The sequence below is a fragment of the Rhizobium sp. BK591 genome (assembly GCF_014195045.1).
GTDB lineage: Bacteria > Pseudomonadota > Alphaproteobacteria > Rhizobiales > Rhizobiaceae > Rhizobium > Rhizobium anhuiense.
This window is the reverse complement of the sequence record NZ_JACIAZ010000002.1, coordinates 525,772-542,850: the sequence shown is the minus strand read 5'-3', so window position 1 is coordinate 542,850 and position 17,079 is coordinate 525,772. Positions and strand designations below refer to the sequence as shown.

The following is a 17,079-nucleotide window of genomic DNA, read 5'->3' as shown; positions in this document are numbered from 1 at the left end:
TCATGATCGCATTTATCAGGAAAGCGGTTCTGTGGGCGTGGTCGATCCTGACGACGCCGGCGGCAACGATCGGGCTCGGCGTCCTGACGCTGGGCGGCTTCGTTGGTGGCGTTCTCTTCTGGGGCGCGTTTAATACCGCGCTGGAACTGACCAATACCGAAAACTTCTGCACCTCCTGTCATGAAATGCACGACAACGTCTATCAGGAGCTTTCGCGCACCATCCATTTTTCCAACCGATCGGGGGTGCGGGCGACATGCCCGGACTGCCACGTGCCGCATCAATGGACCGACAAGATCGCCCGCAAGATGCAGGCCTCCAAGGAGGTCTGGGGCAAGATATTCGGCACGATCAACACCCGGCCGAAGTTTCTGGAAAAGCGGCTGGAACTTGCGCAGCATGAATGGGCGCGCATGAAGGCCAATGACAGTCTGGAATGCCGCAACTGCCATTCGTCGGTGGCGATGGATCTGCAGAAGCAGACACAACGCGCCGCCGAGATCCATACCCGATATCTGCTTTCCGGCCAGGCGACCTGCATCGACTGCCACAAGGGTATCGCTCACGAATTGCCGAACATGGAAGGCATCGATCCCGGCTGGAAAATGCCGAAGGAACTCGAGGGCAGGAAGATGGTGAATGCGACGCCTATCGCCGACCTTCAGGAGGCCATGGCGAGGGCTCACGCGTCATCCATGGAGGATGCGAGATAGGCTTTCGCGGATGAATTGTCAGACGGTGTACCAGTAGCGGACGATGTGGAAGAACAGCGGCGCTGCGAAGGTGATGGAATCCAGCCGGTCGAGCACGCCGCCGTGACCCTCGATCACATAGCCCCAGTCCTTGGCGTTCAGATCGCGTTTGATGGCCGAGAGCACGAAGCCGCCGAAGAAGCCCGCGACGACGATGACCGTGCTGATGGCCGCCGCCTGCAGCGGCGAGAACGGCGTCAGGCGATAGAGCAGCGTTCCCACAAGGATGGCCGAGGCGCCGCCACCGAAGAGGCCTTCGAGCGTCTTCGATGGGCTGATGTTCGGCGAGAAGCGATGCTTTCCCAGGAGCTTGCCCCAGACATACTGGAAGACGTCGCTGAGTTGCACCACGATGACGAGATAGACGAGAAGCAGGGCGGATGGCGTACCGGTCTGCAGCATCAGAAGTGCGGGAGCATGGCTGATCGAATAGACCGTCAGCATCAATCCCCATTGCACCCTGGCGGTCCGGGCCAGGAATTCGTTGACGTCGCCCGTCAAGGTCGCCACCGCCGGCAGGATCAGGAAGGCATAGACCGGGATGAAGATCGCAAATAGGCCGTACCACGCCGTTCCGAGCAACAGGTAATGAAGTGGCAGGACGACGAAGAAGGACAGGAACAGCGCCAGGTGATCGCCGCGCCGCGATGGCGTCAGCGTCCAGAATTCGCGAAGCGCCATGAAGGACAGGAATGCGAACAGGACGACCACCGCGGTATCGCCGAGCAGAATCGCGCCGCCGAATATCGCGACCATGATCCACCATGAGCGAATTCGGGCATTGAGATTGTGGACGGTAGCGACGGATCCGGGCTCGGTCGCCCGCCGCTGAAGGGTGAAGCCAATGGCCGAGGCGACGGCCAACAGGCCGAGGATCGCGGCAAGCACGATGGAGAAATGGCTGGTCATGCGATGCGTTCTCCGTCTGCTAGCTCGATGACCGCGGCACGGGCGCGGGCCAGGAACGCGTCTTTTCCTTCGCCCGGTTCGACGCGGAGCGGCTTGCCGAAGCGCGCCGTGCAGGTGATCGGGACGATCAGCCAGCTTCCCTTGGGCAGGATGCGCTGAAGATTGTCGAGATGGATCGGCACGAGATCGACATCGGGGAAACGGCATGCAAGGCGATAGATGCCGCTGCGGAAGGGGGCGATCTCATCGCTGGCGCTTCTCGTGCCTTCCGGGAAGATCAGGACCGAGCGCCCCTCCTCGAGCAGGCGCTCGATCGGCTCCAGCGGGTTGCTGTCGGGCAGAGGCTTGCGGTCAATCAGGACGGCGCGCAGGCCTTTCTCGGCGATGAAACGGCGAAAGGCGGTCGTTCCCCAATAATCGCGCGCCGCAACCGGATGGGTCAGCCGTCGCACCGGCCACGGCAGGGCGGCCATGACGGCGACGGTGTCGACATGGCTGTTGTGATTGGCAAAATAGATGCGGCGGCGGGGGTCGGGCGTGCAGCCCCGCCACTCGCTGCGGGCGCCGACCACGATGCGGACGAAAAGCACGAGAAGGCGACGGATGAGTGCGATCATAATCTCTCCAGCGAGCGGGCAAGTCTTATCGTCCGCGTGGTGCAGGTGACGAGGCTTCCCGCCGCGATGATGACGGAGGCAAGGAGCAGCGACCAATGGCTGGCCGATATCAGCGTCTCCACGCTCTGGGCGACGAGGCCCGCCGTCAGTACCGCCATGCGGCGCTGCTTGGCCATGATGCCGCTGAAGTCCTGGGGAAGACCGACCGCTCCTCCGAAGACCCTGATATAGGCGGTGAGTGCGGCGAGCAGCGCAGCCAGCCAGCCGAGCCAGGCAAAGCCGCAGGCATAACCGGCTGCGACGAGAAGCAGGCTGTCGGCGATCCGGTCGGGGAATTCATTGTAGAGCGGCCCGCTCTTGGTTTTCTTGCCGCCTTCGATCGCGACCATGCCGTCCAGCAGATTGCAGACGAGCCGCATCTGCACCGAGATCGCGGCGCAAACCATGGCGATCGGATGGGCCGTGAAGAGGATGAGCGCCGCGCCGAGGCTGGCAAACAGGATCGAGAAAAGCGAAATGCCGTTTGGCGTGACACCGGTGCGTGCCAGCCACGCACTCAGGCCGATCGCCCAGGACGACGACCGGCTCGCGATCGGCCGCCGCGAGGCGTCTTCTTCATCACCCATTTCAATTTCCCCAACCCGATAGTTCTATGCATATCCTGCCGGAGTCGTCGCGCCAAGCCCCTGTAGATCCTGCCCGGCAAGCACGGTGGCGCCGAGCGTGCAGCCTGCCATGCCTCGTTTTTTCAGTCAGGTCGCGGTGGCCGATCAGCCTGATTTTTAAGCCCATTCGCGGCTTGACACATTTTTAGGCGCTACTATGATTTTTGAACCAAATGGTAAAAAAGGGGAACAATCAATGACCAAAGATATCCTGATTTCACGCCGGGCAGTGATCGCATCCGGCATTGCGCTTGGGGTCAGCGGCTTTGCCCCGCTGGCAAGAGCGGCCGCGCCGCTGAAAGTTGCCGGCATTCATGCCTCGCCGGTTGAAAATGCCTGGAACTCCTGTCTGCACAAGGCCCTGCAGGACGCGGCCAAGGAAGGCGTTATCGAATATGTCTTCTCCGAAGGTGTTTCCGGCACCGATTATCCCCGCGCCATGCGCGAATATGCCGAACAGGGCAACAAGCTGATTATCGGCGAGGCCTATGCGGTGGAGAAAGAGGCCCGGCAGGTCGCGGCCGACTATCCCGATACCGCCTTCGTGCTGGGTTCGAGCGGCGAGCAGGCCGGCGATAATTTCGGTGTCTTCGGCACCTGGAACCATGACGGCGCCTATCTTGCCGGCATGCTGGCGGGCAAGATGACCAAGTCGAATATCGTCGGTTCGGTCGGCGCTATTCCGATCCCCGAGGTCAACATGCTGATCAACGCGTTCGCGGCCGGCGTCAAGGCCGTCAACCCGGAGGCAAAACACCTCGTCTCCTTCATCGGCACCTTCTTCGATCCGCCGAAGGCCCGCGAAGCCGGTCTTGCCCAGATCGACGCCGGCGCCGACATCCTGTTCGGCGAACGTATCGGTACCGCCGATGCCGCCAAGGAACGCGGCATCAAATCGGTCGGCTCGCTGATCGACTATACGCCGCGCTACCCTGACACTGTGTTTGCCAACGCCATGTGGTATTTCCGCCCGATCCTCAACGCTGCGATCGCCGATGTCGCGGCCGGAAAACCGGTCGGTCGGAACTACACCTCCTACGGCCTGATGAAGGAAGGCGGCAGCGATATCGTCTTTGTGAAGGGCGTGGCGCCCGCCGATGCGGAGGCTGCGATGGAAGCCAAGCGGGCGGAGATCAAGGCCGGCACCTTCGAGGTTCCGAAGATGATGGACGAGCCGAAGTAATTCGACTCATGCAAAGCGATGCGACCGACCTGGCGGCAGCGATCCGGCATGGCAAGCTGAGCGCTGCCGAGGCGATGCAGGCTTCTCTTGAGGCCGCTGCGCGGCAGGCGGCGCTCGGCGCGCTCGCCTATCTCGATGCCGCCATGGGCCTTGCCTCGGCGGACGACCGCGACCGGGAGCGGCGGAGCGCGCCGGATCGCTTTTCCATCAGGCCCTTTGCCGGTGTGCCGAGTTTGGCGAAAGATCTTGGCGGCCCCTTCGCCGGGCTGCCGGTCACCGCCGGTTCCCGTCTCTTCGAAAGAAAGGGCGGCGAAGCGGATTCCGATCTGGCTGCTCGTTTCCGCGACGCCGGCTTCTGCCTGTTCGGCCTGACGACGAGCCCGGAATTTGGGCTGTCGCTTGCCAGCGAACCGGCGATCGGGCCTCTCTGCCGCAACCCGCTCGATCCGGCCCGAACCGCGGGCGGCTCCTCCGGCGGTGCGGCGGCTGCGGTTGCCGCCGGGATCGTTGCGATCGCACATGCCACCGACGCGGGCGGCTCGATCCGTGTGCCCGCCGCCTGCTGCGGCCTCGTCGGAATGAAGCCGACGCGCGGCGCCATCCCGGGCGGCCCCTCCTTTGGCAACCACCTCGCCGGTATCGCCAGCGAACTCGCGGTCTGCCGTTCGGTGCGGGATACGGCGCTGATATTCGACGGGTTGGCCGGCGATTCACGAGGACCTTTTCCGGACCCCTCCTCTGTCGACAGCAACGACGGTCGTTTGCGAGCCGGCCTGCTGGTTGATACTGGGCCGGTCTATCCGACGGAGGGTGATCGGCTCGCAGCCGTCGAGGATGCGGCTCGTGCGCTCGAGAATGACGGACACCTGATCGTTCCGTTGAGCTGGGCCGCGTTCGAAGGAAGCGTCACGTCAAGCGGCCGCGCCTTCGCCGATATCGTCTCCGCCAACCTTGCGGCGCTCATCGAGGCGGCGGCTCTGGATGAAAGCAGGGCCGAGCCTCTGACGCAGGCTTTTGCTGCGCGCGGACGAGGGCTTTCGGTCACATCGCTCTGGAACACGCTGAACGAGGCCGTTCTGGTGAGCCATAAGCTCTGGACGCTGTTCGACAAGGTCGATTGCATTCTCACGCCGATGCTTTCGTCTGCGCCTCTTGCGATCGGCTCCTTTCCGTCCGATCATACCGACACGGATCTGCATCTCGAGCGGATGACGGCCTTTGCGCCGCTTGCCTGCCTCGCCAATATTTCGGGTTTTCCTGCTTTGACGCTGCCTTTCGGACAGGATGAGCACGCCCTGCCGCTGCCGGTGCAGATCATGGCGCCGATGGGTCACGAACCGCGCCTCCTGTCGCTTGCCGCACGCTTGGAGTCCGAGGGGCGGTGGCAGCATCGGTTTCCCGTCGCGGGACTGCCGTCATGACCGGGCCGGTGCTGGAGATCACAGGCGTCAGCAAGCGTTTCGGCGCCAATCTCGCCAATGACGATATTTCCATGACTCTTGCCAAGGGTGAGGTCGTGGCGCTGCTTGGCGAGAACGGTGCGGGCAAGACCACGCTGATGAGCATCCTTTTCGGCCATTACATGCCGGATGCCGGCCGAATTCTGATCGAAGGCAGGGAGGTGCCGCAGGGCAAGCCGCGCGCGGCGATCCAGGCCGGCGTCGGCATGGTGCATCAGCATTTCTCGCTCGCGCCCAATCTGACCGTTCTCGAAAATGTCATGACCGGCACGGAAAGACTGTGGTCCTGGCGCTCGGGAACTTCCGCGGCGCGCAAGAAGCTGCTTGATATATCCGAGCGCTTCGGCCTCAAGGTCGATCCGGATGCGCGCCTTGGCGACCTGTCGGTCGGTGAGCAGCAACGCGTCGAGATCCTCAAGGCGCTCTATAACGATGCCCGCATCCTGATCCTCGACGAGCCGACGGCGGTGCTGACCAATATCGAGGCCGAACGACTGTTCACGACGCTGAGGGAAATGGCCCGCCAGGGCCTTTCGTTGATCTTCATCTCGCACAAGCTCGACGAGGTGATGGCAGCGGCCGACCGCATCGTGGTCTTACGCGGCGGCAAGATGGTCGCCGAACGCAAGACGTCGGACACCAGCAAAGAGGAACTCGCCGAACTGATGGTCGGGCACCGTGTGACGCGGCCCGTGCGCGAGCCGTCGACAGCCGGCGCCATTGCCCTCGAAGCGGCCGATGTGACGGTGCGCAGCGGCGGCGTCGATCGGCTGAAGTCGATCAGCTTCCGGCTGCATGCGGGAGAAATCCTCGGCATCATCGGTGTTTCGGGCAATGGTCAGGCGACATTGGCGCATCTTCTCTCCGGCATGCTGGCGCGCAGCGCCGGCGACCTTCTGCTGTTCGGGGAAGCCGTCGGCAATCTCGGTGTCGCCGATGTCGTCGACGCCGGCATCGGCCGCATTCCCGAGGATCGCAACGAGGAAGGCGTGATCGGCGAAATGGCGATCTGGGAAAACGCCGTGCTGGAGCGCATCGCCTCATCGGCCTTTTCGCGCCGTGGTCTCGTCAATCGCAAAGCGGGCATGGCCTTCGCCAGGGAGATCATCGACGGATTCGATGTCCGCGGCGGCGGCCCGGCCATTCGCACCCGGCTGCTCTCCGGCGGCAATATGCAAAAGCTCATTCTCGGCCGCAACCTGCATCGGCGGCCGCGGATCCTGATTGCGGCGCAGCCTGCGCGCGGTCTCGATGAAGGGGCGGTGGCAGCCGTGCACGCCCGCTTGCTCGAAGCCCGCAGGCAAGGGACCGCCGTGCTGCTGATCTCCGAAGACCTCGACGAGGTGATCGCGCTTGCCGATCGCATACAGGCGATCGTCGGCGGCCGGCTGTCGCCGCCCGTCGAGGCTGAAGACGCCGATGCGCGCAGGCTGGGGCTGATGATGGCCGGCGAATGGCAGCAAAACCCAGAGGCCGGCCATGCGATTTGAGCGCCGCGAACACCGTCCGCTTTCCCTGCTGATCGTCACGCCCGTCATCGCGGTGATCGCAGCCCTGGCGCTTTCGGGCATCCTGATATCAATTGCCGGCGCGCCCGTGCTCGATGCCTATTGGCGCATCCTGACCGGTGCTTTCGGCTCGCGGCTGTCGTCAACCGAAACGCTGACGCGGGCAACGCCGCTGATGCTGACCGGGCTTGCCGCGGCCGTCGCCTTCCGGGCACGACTCTGGAATATCGGCGCCGAGGGCCAGTTCTATCTCGGCGCCATCGCCGTTGCGGCGGCAAGCTCGAAACTGCTCGGCAATCTTCCCGCCCCCATTCTCATTCCATTGCTACTGCTGATCGGCGCCATTGCCGGCATGGTGCTGATCCTGATCCCGCTCTGGCTCAGGCTGCGCTTCTCGGTCGATGAAGTCGTCACCAGCCTGCTGTTGAACTTCATCGCCGTGCTCTTCGTCTCGATGCTGATCGATGGCGTTCTCAAGGATCCGCTCGCCTTCGGCTGGCCGCAGTCGCAATCGGTCAGCGATCACGCCATGCTGCCGAAGCTGATCGCCCGTTCGCGCCTGCATATCGGCTTTGCGATCGCAATCGCGCTGGCGATCCTCGTCCATTTCATCCAGTCGCGCACCGTGTTCGGCATGCAGTCGCGCGCGGCCGGCCTCAATCCGGGCGGCGCTGTTTTTGCGGGCGTGCCCCTCGGCAGAACGCTGGTGAAGGTCGCCTGCCTCTCCGGCGGGCTTGCAGGGTTGGCAGGAGCGATCGAGGTGATGGGGGTCAAGGGTTACGTGACGACCGACCTGTCGCCCGGTTTCGGCTATGCCGGTATCGTCGTCGCCATGCTCGCCAACCTCAATCCACTCGGCGTCGTCTTTGCCGCCATTTTCACCGCCACCATGTTCGTGGGCGCCGATGGCATGAGCCGAGGCCTCGGGATCCCGACCTATATCGCCGACGTCACCGTGGCGCTGTCGCTGCTGACGATGCTGATCGCATTGTTCTTCACCCAATACAGGATCCGGCGATGATGCAGCTCTTCGACATCATCGCCTCCGCTGGGCTCTGGGCGGCAATCCTGCGGATCGCCACACCGCTGATTTTCGGCACGATCGGCGCCCTGCTCTGCGAACGGGCCGGCGTACTCAATCTCGGCATCGAGGGCATCATGACCTTCGGCGCGATGATCGGCTGGCTTTCCGTCTATCACGGCGCCGATCTCTGGACGGGCCTGCTGATTGCCGCCATTGCCGGCGGCGTCTTCGGCCTGCTGCATGCGGGCCTGACAGTGACGCTCGGCCTCTCCCAGCATGTCGCTGGTCTCGGCGTCACCCTCTTTGCCTCCAGCTTCAGCTATTATGTCTTCCGGCTGATCGTGCCGCTTGCCAATACGCCGCCCACCATCGTGCCGTTCCAGCCGATCGCCATTCCGGGTCTTTCGACTCTGCCTTTCATCGGGCCAGCCTTCTTCACGCAGACGGCGCCGACCTATCTCGCGATCGCCATCGCCCTACTGATGGCCTACATCATCTTCCGCACGCCCGTTGGGCTTGCGATCCGCATGACCGGCGAAAACCCGCATGCGGCGGAAGCTCAGGGCGTCAATCCGATGAAGGTGCGCTATGGCGCGGTGATTGCCGGAAGCGCACTGATGGGAATGGGCGGCGCCTTCCTGACCCTGTCGGCGTTCAACAGCTTTTTCCCGACCATGGTGCAGGGGCGCGGCTGGATCTGCATCGCGCTCGTCGTCTTCGCTTCCTGGCGGCCCGGTCGCGCGCTGTTCGGCGCCCTGCTCTTCGCTTTCTTCGATGCCTTCCAGCTCCGGCTGCAAACCGCGCTGAGCGGGCTTGTACCCTATCAGCTCTTTTTGATGACGCCCTATATCCTTTCCATTGCCGCCCTTGCCGTCATGGCCCGCCGCGCCCGCGTACCGCAGGCACTGATGCAGCCCTATCGTCGCGGCGAACGCTGAACCACTTCTGTCCAATGAGGCTCCGATGTTCGATCTGATCGTCAGAAATGCAAATCTCCCTGATGGCCGAAAGGGCGTCGATATCGGCATCCAGGGCGGCAAGATCATCGCGGTCGAGCCCAATCTCCAGGCGCAGCCGAGGGAAGAAATCGACGCGTCAGGCCGGCTGGTCAGCCCGCCCTTCGTCGATCCGCATTTCCATATGGACGCGACCCTGTCGCTCGGCCTGCCGCGCATGAACCTATCCGGCACCCTGCTCGAGGGCATCGCGCTCTGGGGAGAGTTGCGCCCGATCGTGACGAAGGAGGAACTGGTCGATCGTGCACTGCGCTATTGCGATCTGGCGGTCACGCAGGGCCTGCTCTTCATCCGCAGCCATGTCGACACCAGTGATCCGAGGCTTGTGACCGTCGAGGCGATGATCGAGGTGCGCGAGAAGGTCGCGCCCTATATCGATCTGCAGCTGGTCGCCTTCCCCCAGGACGGTTATTACCGCTCGCCGGGGGCGATCGACGCGCTCAACCGCGCCCTCGACATGGGCGTTGATATCGTCGGCGGCATTCCGCATTTCGAACGGACGATGGGTGAAGGCACGGCGTCGGTCGAGGCGCTCTGCCGCATCGCCGCCGATCGCGGCCTGCCGGTCGATATGCATTGCGACGAAACCGACGATCCGCTCTCGCGCCATATCGAGACGCTGGCTGCGGAAACCATCCGCTTCGGCTTACAGGGACGCGTCGCCGGCTCGCATCTGACCTCGATGCACTCGATGGACAATTATTATGTCTCCAAGCTCATTCCGCTGATGGCGGAGGCCGAGATCAACGTCATCCCCAATCCGCTGATCAACATCATGCTGCAGGGCCGGCACGACACCTATCCGAAACGCCGCGGCATGACCCGCGTGCGGGAGCTGATGGATGCCGGGCTCAATGTTTCCTTCGGGCACGACTGTGTCATGGACCCCTGGTATTCGATGGGATCGGGCGACATGCTGGAGGTCGGCCATATGGCAATCCATGTCGCACAGATGGCCGGCATCGACGACAAGAAGAGGATCTTCGACGCGCTGACCGTCAATTCGGCGAAGACGATGGGGCTTGAAGGCTACGGCCTGGAAAAGGGATGCAAGGCCGACCTGGTCATCCTTCAGGCGAGCGACACGCTGGAAGCGCTGCGGCTGAAGCCGAACCGGCTGGCGGTGATCCGTCGCGGCAAGGTCATCGCCCGCTCGGCGCCGCGCATCGGCGAGCTTTTCCTGGAAGGGCGCCCAGCCCGGATCGACGGCGGTCTGGATTACGTGCCTCGTTATTGAGGTGTCGTGGAGGTACCGGCTTACCGGAGCAGCTTCCATCTGCGCCAAAACAAAAAGGGCCGCGCGCCTGACCGTCGCATCACATCGGGTTTTGCGACATCGCAAATATCATTCGCAAAACCATCGCTTCAATCGGGATTATCGCAACAGCTTGACGAATCAGCATCTGCTCGACAATTTTATTTCGGCGTGGCCTGCGCCTAACCTCCCAGACCTTCCCCAGCATGGTCTTGAACGGAGGCAAAGGGACTTTCGTCTCAGTCCGTTGTCTTGGTCCGATCGTTTCGGGCGGGTTGCTGGGGAACTGCGTCCGAGGCGTGAAAGGCCTGACAATGACGCAAAACGGAAATCTCAAACGCCTTGTACGTGCTCGCGCAGCCAAAACCGGCGAATCTTACACCGCAGCTCTTCAACATATCCGCCAACGACCGGACGAAGCCGTGATCCGTTCGATACGGATCGCTGTCGCCCAAACATCGCTGTTCAACGATCCTCGTGATATTTCGGCGCTCCGTGCCAGCGGAGTGGAAATGCGCCGCCTTATGGAGGAAGCGCATAAGACAGGCGCTCGCCTCATACACTTCCCCGAGGGAGCGACCTGTTCGCCAAACAAACGCATCATGTCTGAGAATGGGCCTCGGGAAATTGGCCCGTCCAATTGGACGCGCTGCGAATGGAGTATTTTGCGGGAGGAACTGGAGGCAACCAGAAAATTTGCGAGCGAACTTAAGCTATGGACGATATTCGGCTCCGTCCATCAGCTCACTTCGCCACATCGACCGCATAACAGTCTCTACGTGATATCCGATCGTGGAGAACTGGTGACACGCTACGACGAGCGTCTGCTATCGAATACGAAAATCTCTTTTATGTACTCGCCGGGAAAAAATCCGGTGACCTTTGAGGTGGATGGTCTCCGTTTCGGCTGCTCGATGGGCATGGAACTGCATTATCCGGAAATTTTCACAGAATATGAGCGGCATGATGTCGATTGCGTCCTCTTCTCCACCACAGGCGAGGCGCCTTCAGCGCCTTCACTGGCTTTCGCCGCGGAGGCATTGGGACACGCTGCAAGCAATTCCTACTGGATCAGTTTTTCAGCTCATGCGCCGCAGAGCGTCACGGTCCCTTCCGGAATAGCTGCGCCTGATGGGCAATGGGCGGTACAATGCCCCACAAGTGGGGAAGCTGCGATCGCTGTTACGACCATCAGAAATGATCCGGAGTCTCCCGCAAGACCTTGGCGGCGAAACGCCCGTGCCAACCTTTACACGCCACACCAGATAGATGGTGATCCGAGGAGTGACGGTCGCAACCTATTCTGACGAATAGGTATTGGTCAGCGGGGTGGTTTACCCGCTGACCTCCCGGTGCGCGGCAAGGAACTTTTCTGCCTTGTCGCGAAGATCCTGACTTTCGAACGCGGCAAAAGCCGGGACTTTTGCAGCACACGGGTAGCGGCACAGATGGGGGGAAGCGGAAACGGCTTTTGGACGAGCTCGTGACAGAGCTGACGTTGATACGATTGCTGATGTGTGGCCGGCCGTGTCGGCCCGACAGATTCGGTTGCCTAACAGCAAAAAGCGGGTACCGGGGCTTGGCAATAGCGTAAATGCGCCTACTGGCTAGTCCTTGACGTCACGGCCACCCGCAGGATGCGCATGAATAGTTTCGTGTCGTCCGCAAGGCTGGAGCCGTCAACTCGCGCGTGTTTGATCCCATCCATTGCAGCCACAATGATATCGGCCAGTTGCGCGGGCGGGGCCTGCAGCGGTTCAAGTTCGATCTCATCGCTCTCCACGGCGGCTATCAAGGTCTGTGTCAGCATGCTTAATAGCTTAGTCCGCGCCTCGAGCGTGATATCCGCAGCCAAGGCCATATTGGCAGCAAACAGTTCTTCCGGATCGGCACTACCGCCAAAGGGGGCGATCAACTCCCGCTGAAAGACCGATATGGCCATTTCTATTCGATCAATTGCCCTCCCCTTGCCCTCCAGAACTGCTGCCACTTCATTCAGTGTCCGGGTATGCGCTCGCATTGAGCCGGCCCGAAACAACTCTTCTTTGCTGCTGAAGCTCAGGTAGAGCGAGGCGCGCGAGATTCTCGCAGCGCGCGCAATGTCCGCCATCGAGGTTTTTCGAAAGCCAAAGCGCACAAACACCGGCAAGGCGGCGTCCAAAATCTGCGTTATTTTTTGCTCGGCTTGCATCATGTGGGCATATTGACACTTTTGGTCCATGCTGTCAAAAGGACGATTAGACAAATATAGTATATGTGTCTAATTTGGTTGAGCCGCCCAGACGTGGTCACAAGGAGCTTCGATGAACACAGCGACGGACGACCCCACAACTGTAACGGTCTTGGTGACGGGCATTGGAGGGTTCCTCGCCGGGCACATCGGCTTGCAGTTGCTTGATCAAGGATATCGGGTTCGAGGCAGCCTTCGTCGCCTTGACAAGAGCGATGCCGTACAAAGCCAGTTTCGCGCGCAAATTCACAAGGATGCTCTTGAGCGCCTCAGCTTCGTTCAGGCTGATCTTGACAGCGACGATGGCTGGACTGCGGCTGTCGAAGGATGCAGCTATGTCATTCATACGGCGTCACCTTTCCCCCCGGGGTTTCCTGAAAATGAGGATGCGCTTATCCAGACAGCCCGTGACGGTGCGTTGCGGGTACTCCATGCGGCGCACCGCGCGCGCGTTAAGCGTGTGGTACTCACCTCCTCCATAGCCGCCACCAACCATGGCGACGGGAAGGCGCCTTTCACCGAAAAAAACTGGACAGACCCGGAAGGCCAACGGGCGACGCCCTACTACAAGTCGAAGACCCTGACCGAGCGGGCTGCCTGGATTTTTGCGCATGAGGTTGGCCTCGATCTGGCGGTCATCAACCCGAGCATGATTCTTGGGCCGTTACTCAGCGCGAATTTCGGGACGTCCGTGGGCCTGATCCATCATCTGATGACGGGACAATTCGAGGGCATTCCACGCTTCGGCTTCTCTGTAGTGGATGTGCGCGATGTCGCAGACGCTCACATTCGAGCGATGACCCATCCCGTGGCCAAGAGCCAACGTTTCATCGTCGGGGGCCGATTTTTCTGGCTCAGAGATTTGGTGGCCGTTCTTGCGGCTTCTTTCCCTGAGTACGCCGCCCGGCTGCCGTCAGGCGAAGTTCCCGATGAGGTCGTCAAGGCCATGGCGCAGTCGGACCCCAATGCCCGAATTATCGTTCACGAACTCAATCGAGATCTGAGTGTTAGCGCAGAAAAAGCCCAGCGTGTCCTGAACTGGCGCTCGCGCCCGGAGGAGGATGCCATACGCGCCAGCGCCCAAAGCCTCATCGACCTGGGATTGGTCCGCCGTCGGGGGGAACCGGCAATGTGATCACTATGCTCTGAAGCATTTCTACCGCGCATAGCGGTCGCCCGGTGAGGGATCGAGCGATCTCTCGTTTTCAAATGGAGAACACGCATGACAGTCTCGTTCGCCGACGCCCTTTCCACAACCAATGACGCCGACCTTCTCCGCGAAACTGAACGCGCCAGACTGCGCGCACTCGTTAGCGCGGATATTGTTCGGGCAAGACAGCTTCATGCTCCAGACTTTCAATTGATAACGCCGATCGGCGCAGCGCTTTCAAAAGACGAATACCTGGGTGCGATTGCCTCCGGACAAATCAGGTATTTGACGTGGGAGCCCGCCGAGATCGATGTGCGCCTATACGGCAGTGGGGCGGTCATTCGATATCGCGCCCAACTGGAAGTTATCTTCAGCGGCCACAAAGTCCCCCTCCATGATTATTGGCACACCGATGTCTATGAGCGTCGCGACGGGCAATGGATGGTCGTCTGGTCACAGGCGACCACCGTCAGATAGCGGGAAGTCTTGCTGGCTGTGGCGAACGCTTTCCATGGATCGAGGCACAACTGTTCAAAGGACACCAACGGTGCTGGCGGGCCGGCTCTCAATAGAGGATGCCAACCGACGGCGGCCGAGGTGCCGCCATCAGTAAAAGAGGTCCGTCCAGGCACCACCTACAAAGACCGTTGATGTTGGCAGCCGATCGTTGGCAGGGGGCATTGCTGCAACTGTCCCAAGTCTGTGAATGACCGCTTCTGAATGTGGGGCGATCATTCCTGGACGTCTTACTTAGGTAGGAGCCGGCCACTCAAATGTCGCAAAAATCCCAGGCTTCGCGATAAAGTTGCCACCGTCTTGGCCCGGAGCCTATTTCTTCGAGGCCTCGTAGAGCGCCTTGGTTTCGGCGTTCATCGGATAGAGGCCGGGCAGCGGCACGCCTTCATCGATCCTGGTCATGATCCAGGCTTCCATCCGCTCCTGTTCCGGCGCTTCATCAAGCACGGTGTCGAGCATATCGGCCGGGATTAGCACCGCGCCGTCCTGGTCGACGACGATGATGTCGTCGGGAAAGACCGCCACGCCGCCGCAGCCGATCGGCTGCTGCCAGGCGACGAAGGTCAGACCGGCGACCGAAGGGGGGGCTGCGACGCCGCGGCACCAGACCGGCAGGCCGGTGTCGAGCACGCCGGCAAGGTCGCGCACCACGCCGTCGGTGACGAGTGCGGCAACGCCTCTCTTCTGCATGCGGGCGCAGAGGATATCGCCGAAGATGCCGGCCTCGGTGACTCCCATCGCATCGACGATGGCGACGCAGCCTTCCGGCATCGCCTCGATCGCAGCGCGCGTCGAAATCGGCGAGGCCCAGGATGCCGGCGTCGCGAGATCCTCGCGGGCCGGTACGAAGCGTAGCGTGAAGGCCGGACCGACGATGCGCGGCTGGCCGGGCTTCAAGGGAGTGGCGCCGCGGATCCAGACGTTTCGCAGGCCCTTCTTCAGAAGAACGGTCGTCAGTGTCGCGGTCGAAACGGTCTTGAGGGTTGCTATCGCTTCAGCGCTAAGGGCCATCGGTTGTCAGTTCCAATTGGGTTTCTGTCAGACACTCTGGATCATGCCGCCATCGACGCGGATCACCGATCCGGTGAGATAGGAAGCAGGCTCGCTCGCCAGGAAGGTGACGACATTGCCATATTCTTCCGGCCGGCCATAGCGGCCGAGCGGAATGTTGCCGGTGCTCTCAGTGACGATGTCGTCGATGGAACGGTTTTCGCGTTTGGCCTTCTGCTCGTCGAGGAAGGTGATGCGGCCGGTGGCGATCCGGCCCGGCAGGACGATATTGACGGTGATGCCGTCGCGCCCGACCTCGCGCGCCAGTGTTTTCGACCAGCCGACCAAAGACAGGCGCAATGCATTCGAGATGCCGAGATTGGGAATCGGCGCGACCACGCCCGACGAGGTCGAGGTGACGATGCGCCCCCATTTGCGCGCCCGCATCTGCGGCAACACGCGATCGGTAATGGCGATGACGGAGAGCACCATGCTCTGGAAATACTGGTTCCAGAGCATGGGATCCTGGCCGGAGACGGTGGTCGGCGGTGGGCCGCCGGTATTGTTGACGAGGACATCGACCGGTCCGAACTGGCGCTCGATTTCAGCGACATGCGCATCGATCGAACCGAGATCGGAAAGGTTCCATTGCAGCGCCAGCGCCTTGCCACCTTCGGATTCGATCGCAGCCGTGGTCTTCTCAGCGGCGGCGAGATCGATATCCGCCGCGGCAATTCTGGCGCCTTCACGCGCAAGCTTGACGGCAATCGCGCTGCCCAGTCCGCCGCCGGCGCCAAGCACCAGGGCCGTCTTGTCCTTCAGGCCGAAATCCATTTCATCTCCTCATGTGGTCGGGCCATCTTTCGGAGCAATGGATCGTAAATAAAATATGGCTTCTGCTTCGTTCAAGAGATAGAAAAACTATCGATGGACACACGCTTTCTCGAAACCTTCATTATCGTTGCCGAGCGGCACTCGCTGGCGGAGGCGGCGCAGCGGCTGAACCTCACGCCTGCGGCCGTCGCCCAGCGCATCCGCGCATTGGAGGCCGAGCTCGGGGTGCGGCTGCTGGTGCGTTCCGGTCGCGTCATGCGGCCGACGGAGGCGGGTTTTGCCATTCTCGAACGTTGCAGGGAGCTGGTGCGCGATACACGCGATCTGAAGGCGATGGCCGGCACCGCGACGATTTCGGGCGAGATGCGGATCGGGGCGATCAATACGGCGCTGACCGGTCTCGTTCCCGACATTCTCCACCGCCTCGCCCAGGATTACCCGCTGATCGAGATCTTCCTCAAGCCGGGCTCTTCGATGGACCTCTATGCCGAGGTTCTGAACGGCGCGCTGGACGCGGCCTTCATCATCGAACCGCGATTTCCGATGCAGAAGACGCTGACCTTCAACAAGCTGCGCCAGGAACCCCTGGTGCTGATCGCTCCGCCGGACTGTAAGGGGGTGGATCCGCTCGAACTGTTGAAGACCCTGCCCTTCATCCGCTACGACCGCAACCAATGGGGTGGTCACATCGCCGATGAATATCTGCGCGAGATCGGCATCCATCCGGTCGAGCGTTACGAACTCGACGCGCTGGAGGCGATCGCGGTGATGGTAGACCGCGGTCTCGGGATCTCGATCGTGCCGGATTGGGCGCCGCCCTGGCCGGCTGGCCTTGATATCCTCAAGCTGCCCCTGCCCCGCTCGTCCGCTATGCGCACCGTCGGCATCGTGGCGACGCGATCCTCGCCACGGGCAAATCTCGTCGCCGCGCTTCTGGAAACCAGCCGCGCGGCGATGGGAGCCTGATCAA

At 61.8% G+C, this 17,079-nt stretch carries 17 protein-coding genes; 11 read left to right on the top strand and 6 right to left on the bottom strand.

Going from position 1 to position 17,079, the window contains the following annotated elements; translation table 11 throughout:
- Positions 1-2: 2 nt before the first annotated feature.
- Positions 3-713: a NapC/NirT family cytochrome c gene (locus FHX10_RS09620; protein ID WP_164735902.1), complete on the top strand. Its 711-nt coding sequence runs from the start codon at positions 3-5 to the stop codon at positions 711-713.
- 18 nt (positions 714-731) lie between these two features.
- On the opposite strand, the gene FHX10_RS09615 is transcribed toward FHX10_RS09620, so the two are convergent.
- From FHX10_RS09615 to FHX10_RS09605, 3 genes are read right to left on the bottom strand one after another with little or no spacing between them, the layout of a single operon-like run.
- Positions 732-1,661 (bottom strand): phosphatidate cytidylyltransferase, encoded by a 930-nt coding sequence (locus tag FHX10_RS09615; protein ID WP_097543988.1) that lies wholly within the window; start codon positions 1,659-1,661, stop codon positions 732-734.
- The gene (locus FHX10_RS09610) at positions 1,658-2,278 is read right to left on the bottom strand and encodes a lysophospholipid acyltransferase family protein (RefSeq protein WP_097543989.1); all 621 of its coding nucleotides are present in this window, start codon (positions 2,276-2,278) and stop codon (positions 1,658-1,660) included. Before FHX10_RS09610 ends, FHX10_RS09615 begins: the two co-directional genes overlap by 4 nt.
- On the bottom strand, positions 2,275-2,904 hold the full coding sequence (locus tag FHX10_RS09605) for a CDP-alcohol phosphatidyltransferase family protein (RefSeq protein WP_132573465.1): 630 nt from the start codon (positions 2,902-2,904) through the stop codon (positions 2,275-2,277). The genes FHX10_RS09610 and FHX10_RS09605 overlap by 4 nt, the downstream gene beginning before the upstream one ends.
- A 235-nt stretch (positions 2,905-3,139) precedes the next feature.
- Between FHX10_RS09605 and FHX10_RS09600 the strand changes: the two genes are divergently transcribed.
- The 7 genes from FHX10_RS09600 (at position 3,140) to FHX10_RS09570 (ending at position 11,696) form a co-directional block, all read left to right on the top strand.
- On the top strand, positions 3,140-4,126 hold the full coding sequence (locus FHX10_RS09600; protein ID WP_047613180.1) for a BMP family protein: 987 nt from the start codon (positions 3,140-3,142) through the stop codon (positions 4,124-4,126).
- Between the two features lie 8 nt (positions 4,127-4,134).
- Positions 4,135-5,547 carry an amidase gene (locus FHX10_RS09595; RefSeq protein ID WP_097594768.1) on the top strand — a complete coding sequence of 471 codons (1,413 nt, stop codon included), beginning with the start codon at positions 4,135-4,137 and terminating at the stop codon, positions 5,545-5,547.
- Positions 5,544-7,076: an ABC transporter ATP-binding protein gene (locus FHX10_RS09590; RefSeq protein WP_063476140.1), complete on the top strand. Its 1,533-nt coding sequence runs from the start codon at positions 5,544-5,546 to the stop codon at positions 7,074-7,076. The genes FHX10_RS09595 and FHX10_RS09590 overlap by 4 nt, the downstream gene beginning before the upstream one ends.
- Positions 7,066-8,115: an ABC transporter permease gene (locus FHX10_RS09585; protein WP_097594769.1), complete on the top strand. Its 1,050-nt coding sequence runs from the start codon at positions 7,066-7,068 to the stop codon at positions 8,113-8,115. The genes FHX10_RS09590 and FHX10_RS09585 overlap by 11 nt, the downstream gene beginning before the upstream one ends.
- Complete coding sequence (locus FHX10_RS09580; RefSeq protein WP_063476138.1) at positions 8,112-9,056, top strand: ABC transporter permease; 945 nt, start codon at positions 8,112-8,114, stop codon at positions 9,054-9,056. The genes FHX10_RS09585 and FHX10_RS09580 overlap by 4 nt, the downstream gene beginning before the upstream one ends.
- 25 nt (positions 9,057-9,081) lie before the next feature.
- Complete coding sequence (locus FHX10_RS09575; RefSeq protein WP_097594770.1) at positions 9,082-10,371, top strand: amidohydrolase family protein; 1,290 nt, start codon at positions 9,082-9,084, stop codon at positions 10,369-10,371.
- Between the two features lie 332 nt (positions 10,372-10,703).
- The gene (locus FHX10_RS09570; RefSeq protein ID WP_097594771.1) at positions 10,704-11,696 is read left to right on the top strand and encodes a carbon-nitrogen hydrolase family protein; all 993 of its coding nucleotides are present in this window, start codon (positions 10,704-10,706) and stop codon (positions 11,694-11,696) included.
- A 293-nt stretch (positions 11,697-11,989) separates the two neighbouring features.
- Here FHX10_RS09570 and FHX10_RS09565 read toward each other — a convergent pair whose 3' ends face one another.
- Entirely contained in the window at positions 11,990-12,583 is a 594-nt protein-coding gene (locus tag FHX10_RS09565) for a TetR/AcrR family transcriptional regulator (RefSeq protein WP_132573469.1), read from the bottom strand.
- A 109-nt stretch (positions 12,584-12,692) separates the two neighbouring features.
- On the opposite strand from FHX10_RS09565, the gene FHX10_RS09560 reads away from it, so the two are divergent.
- Together FHX10_RS09560 and FHX10_RS09555 are read left to right on the top strand one after the other, a co-directional pair.
- A complete protein-coding gene (locus tag FHX10_RS09560) occupies positions 12,693-13,754 on the top strand; it encodes an SDR family oxidoreductase (RefSeq protein ID WP_097543994.1) in 1,062 nt (353 codons plus the stop codon).
- Positions 13,755-13,841: 87 nt separating this feature from the next.
- The gene (locus tag FHX10_RS09555; protein WP_132573471.1) at positions 13,842-14,246 is read left to right on the top strand and encodes a nuclear transport factor 2 family protein; all 405 of its coding nucleotides are present in this window, start codon (positions 13,842-13,844) and stop codon (positions 14,244-14,246) included.
- 351 nt (positions 14,247-14,597) lie between these two features.
- On the opposite strand, the gene FHX10_RS09550 is transcribed toward FHX10_RS09555, so the two are convergent.
- Together FHX10_RS09550 and FHX10_RS09545 are read right to left on the bottom strand one after the other, a co-directional pair.
- Positions 14,598-15,296, bottom strand: coding sequence for a ribonuclease activity regulator RraA (locus tag FHX10_RS09550; protein WP_132573473.1), 699 nt, complete (start codon positions 15,294-15,296; stop codon positions 14,598-14,600).
- A gap of 27 nt (positions 15,297-15,323) precedes the next feature.
- Entirely contained in the window at positions 15,324-16,109 is a 786-nt protein-coding gene (locus tag FHX10_RS09545; RefSeq protein WP_132573475.1) for an SDR family oxidoreductase, read from the bottom strand.
- A gap of 93 nt (positions 16,110-16,202) precedes the next feature.
- On the opposite strand from FHX10_RS09545, the gene FHX10_RS09540 reads away from it, so the two are divergent.
- Entirely contained in the window at positions 16,203-17,075 is an 873-nt protein-coding gene (locus FHX10_RS09540) for a LysR family transcriptional regulator (protein WP_063476130.1), read from the top strand.
- Positions 17,076-17,079: the final 4 nt, after the last annotated feature.

Bases quoted from the DNA above. Each gene is read 5' to 3' on its own strand.
- FHX10_RS09620 (WP_164735902.1), top strand. From the start codon at position 3: ATGATCGCATTTATCAGGAAAGCGGTTCTGTGGGCGTGGTCGATCCTG.
- FHX10_RS09615 (WP_097543988.1), bottom strand. From the start codon at position 1,661: ATGACCAGCCATTTCTCCATCGTGCTTGCCGCGATCCTCGGCCTGTTG.
- FHX10_RS09610 (WP_097543989.1), bottom strand. From the start codon at position 2,278: ATGATCGCACTCATCCGTCGCCTTCTCGTGCTTTTCGTCCGCATCGTG.
- FHX10_RS09605 (WP_132573465.1), bottom strand. From the start codon at position 2,904: ATGGGTGATGAAGAAGACGCCTCGCGGCGGCCGATCGCGAGCCGGTCG.
- FHX10_RS09600 (WP_047613180.1), top strand. From the start codon at position 3,140: ATGACCAAAGATATCCTGATTTCACGCCGGGCAGTGATCGCATCCGGC.
- FHX10_RS09595 (WP_097594768.1), top strand. From the start codon at position 4,135: ATGCAAAGCGATGCGACCGACCTGGCGGCAGCGATCCGGCATGGCAAG.
- FHX10_RS09590 (WP_063476140.1), top strand. From the start codon at position 5,544: ATGACCGGGCCGGTGCTGGAGATCACAGGCGTCAGCAAGCGTTTCGGC.
- FHX10_RS09585 (WP_097594769.1), top strand. From the start codon at position 7,066: ATGCGATTTGAGCGCCGCGAACACCGTCCGCTTTCCCTGCTGATCGTC.
- FHX10_RS09580 (WP_063476138.1), top strand. From the start codon at position 8,112: ATGATGCAGCTCTTCGACATCATCGCCTCCGCTGGGCTCTGGGCGGCA.
- FHX10_RS09575 (WP_097594770.1), top strand. From the start codon at position 9,082: ATGTTCGATCTGATCGTCAGAAATGCAAATCTCCCTGATGGCCGAAAG.
- FHX10_RS09570 (WP_097594771.1), top strand. From the start codon at position 10,704: ATGACGCAAAACGGAAATCTCAAACGCCTTGTACGTGCTCGCGCAGCC.
- FHX10_RS09565 (WP_132573469.1), bottom strand. From the start codon at position 12,583: ATGATGCAAGCCGAGCAAAAAATAACGCAGATTTTGGACGCCGCCTTG.
- FHX10_RS09560 (WP_097543994.1), top strand. From the start codon at position 12,693: ATGAACACAGCGACGGACGACCCCACAACTGTAACGGTCTTGGTGACG.
- FHX10_RS09555 (WP_132573471.1), top strand. From the start codon at position 13,842: ATGACAGTCTCGTTCGCCGACGCCCTTTCCACAACCAATGACGCCGAC.
- FHX10_RS09550 (WP_132573473.1), bottom strand. From the start codon at position 15,296: ATGGCCCTTAGCGCTGAAGCGATAGCAACCCTCAAGACCGTTTCGACC.
- FHX10_RS09545 (WP_132573475.1), bottom strand. From the start codon at position 16,109: ATGGATTTCGGCCTGAAGGACAAGACGGCCCTGGTGCTTGGCGCCGGC.
- FHX10_RS09540 (WP_063476130.1), top strand. From the start codon at position 16,203: ATGGACACACGCTTTCTCGAAACCTTCATTATCGTTGCCGAGCGGCAC.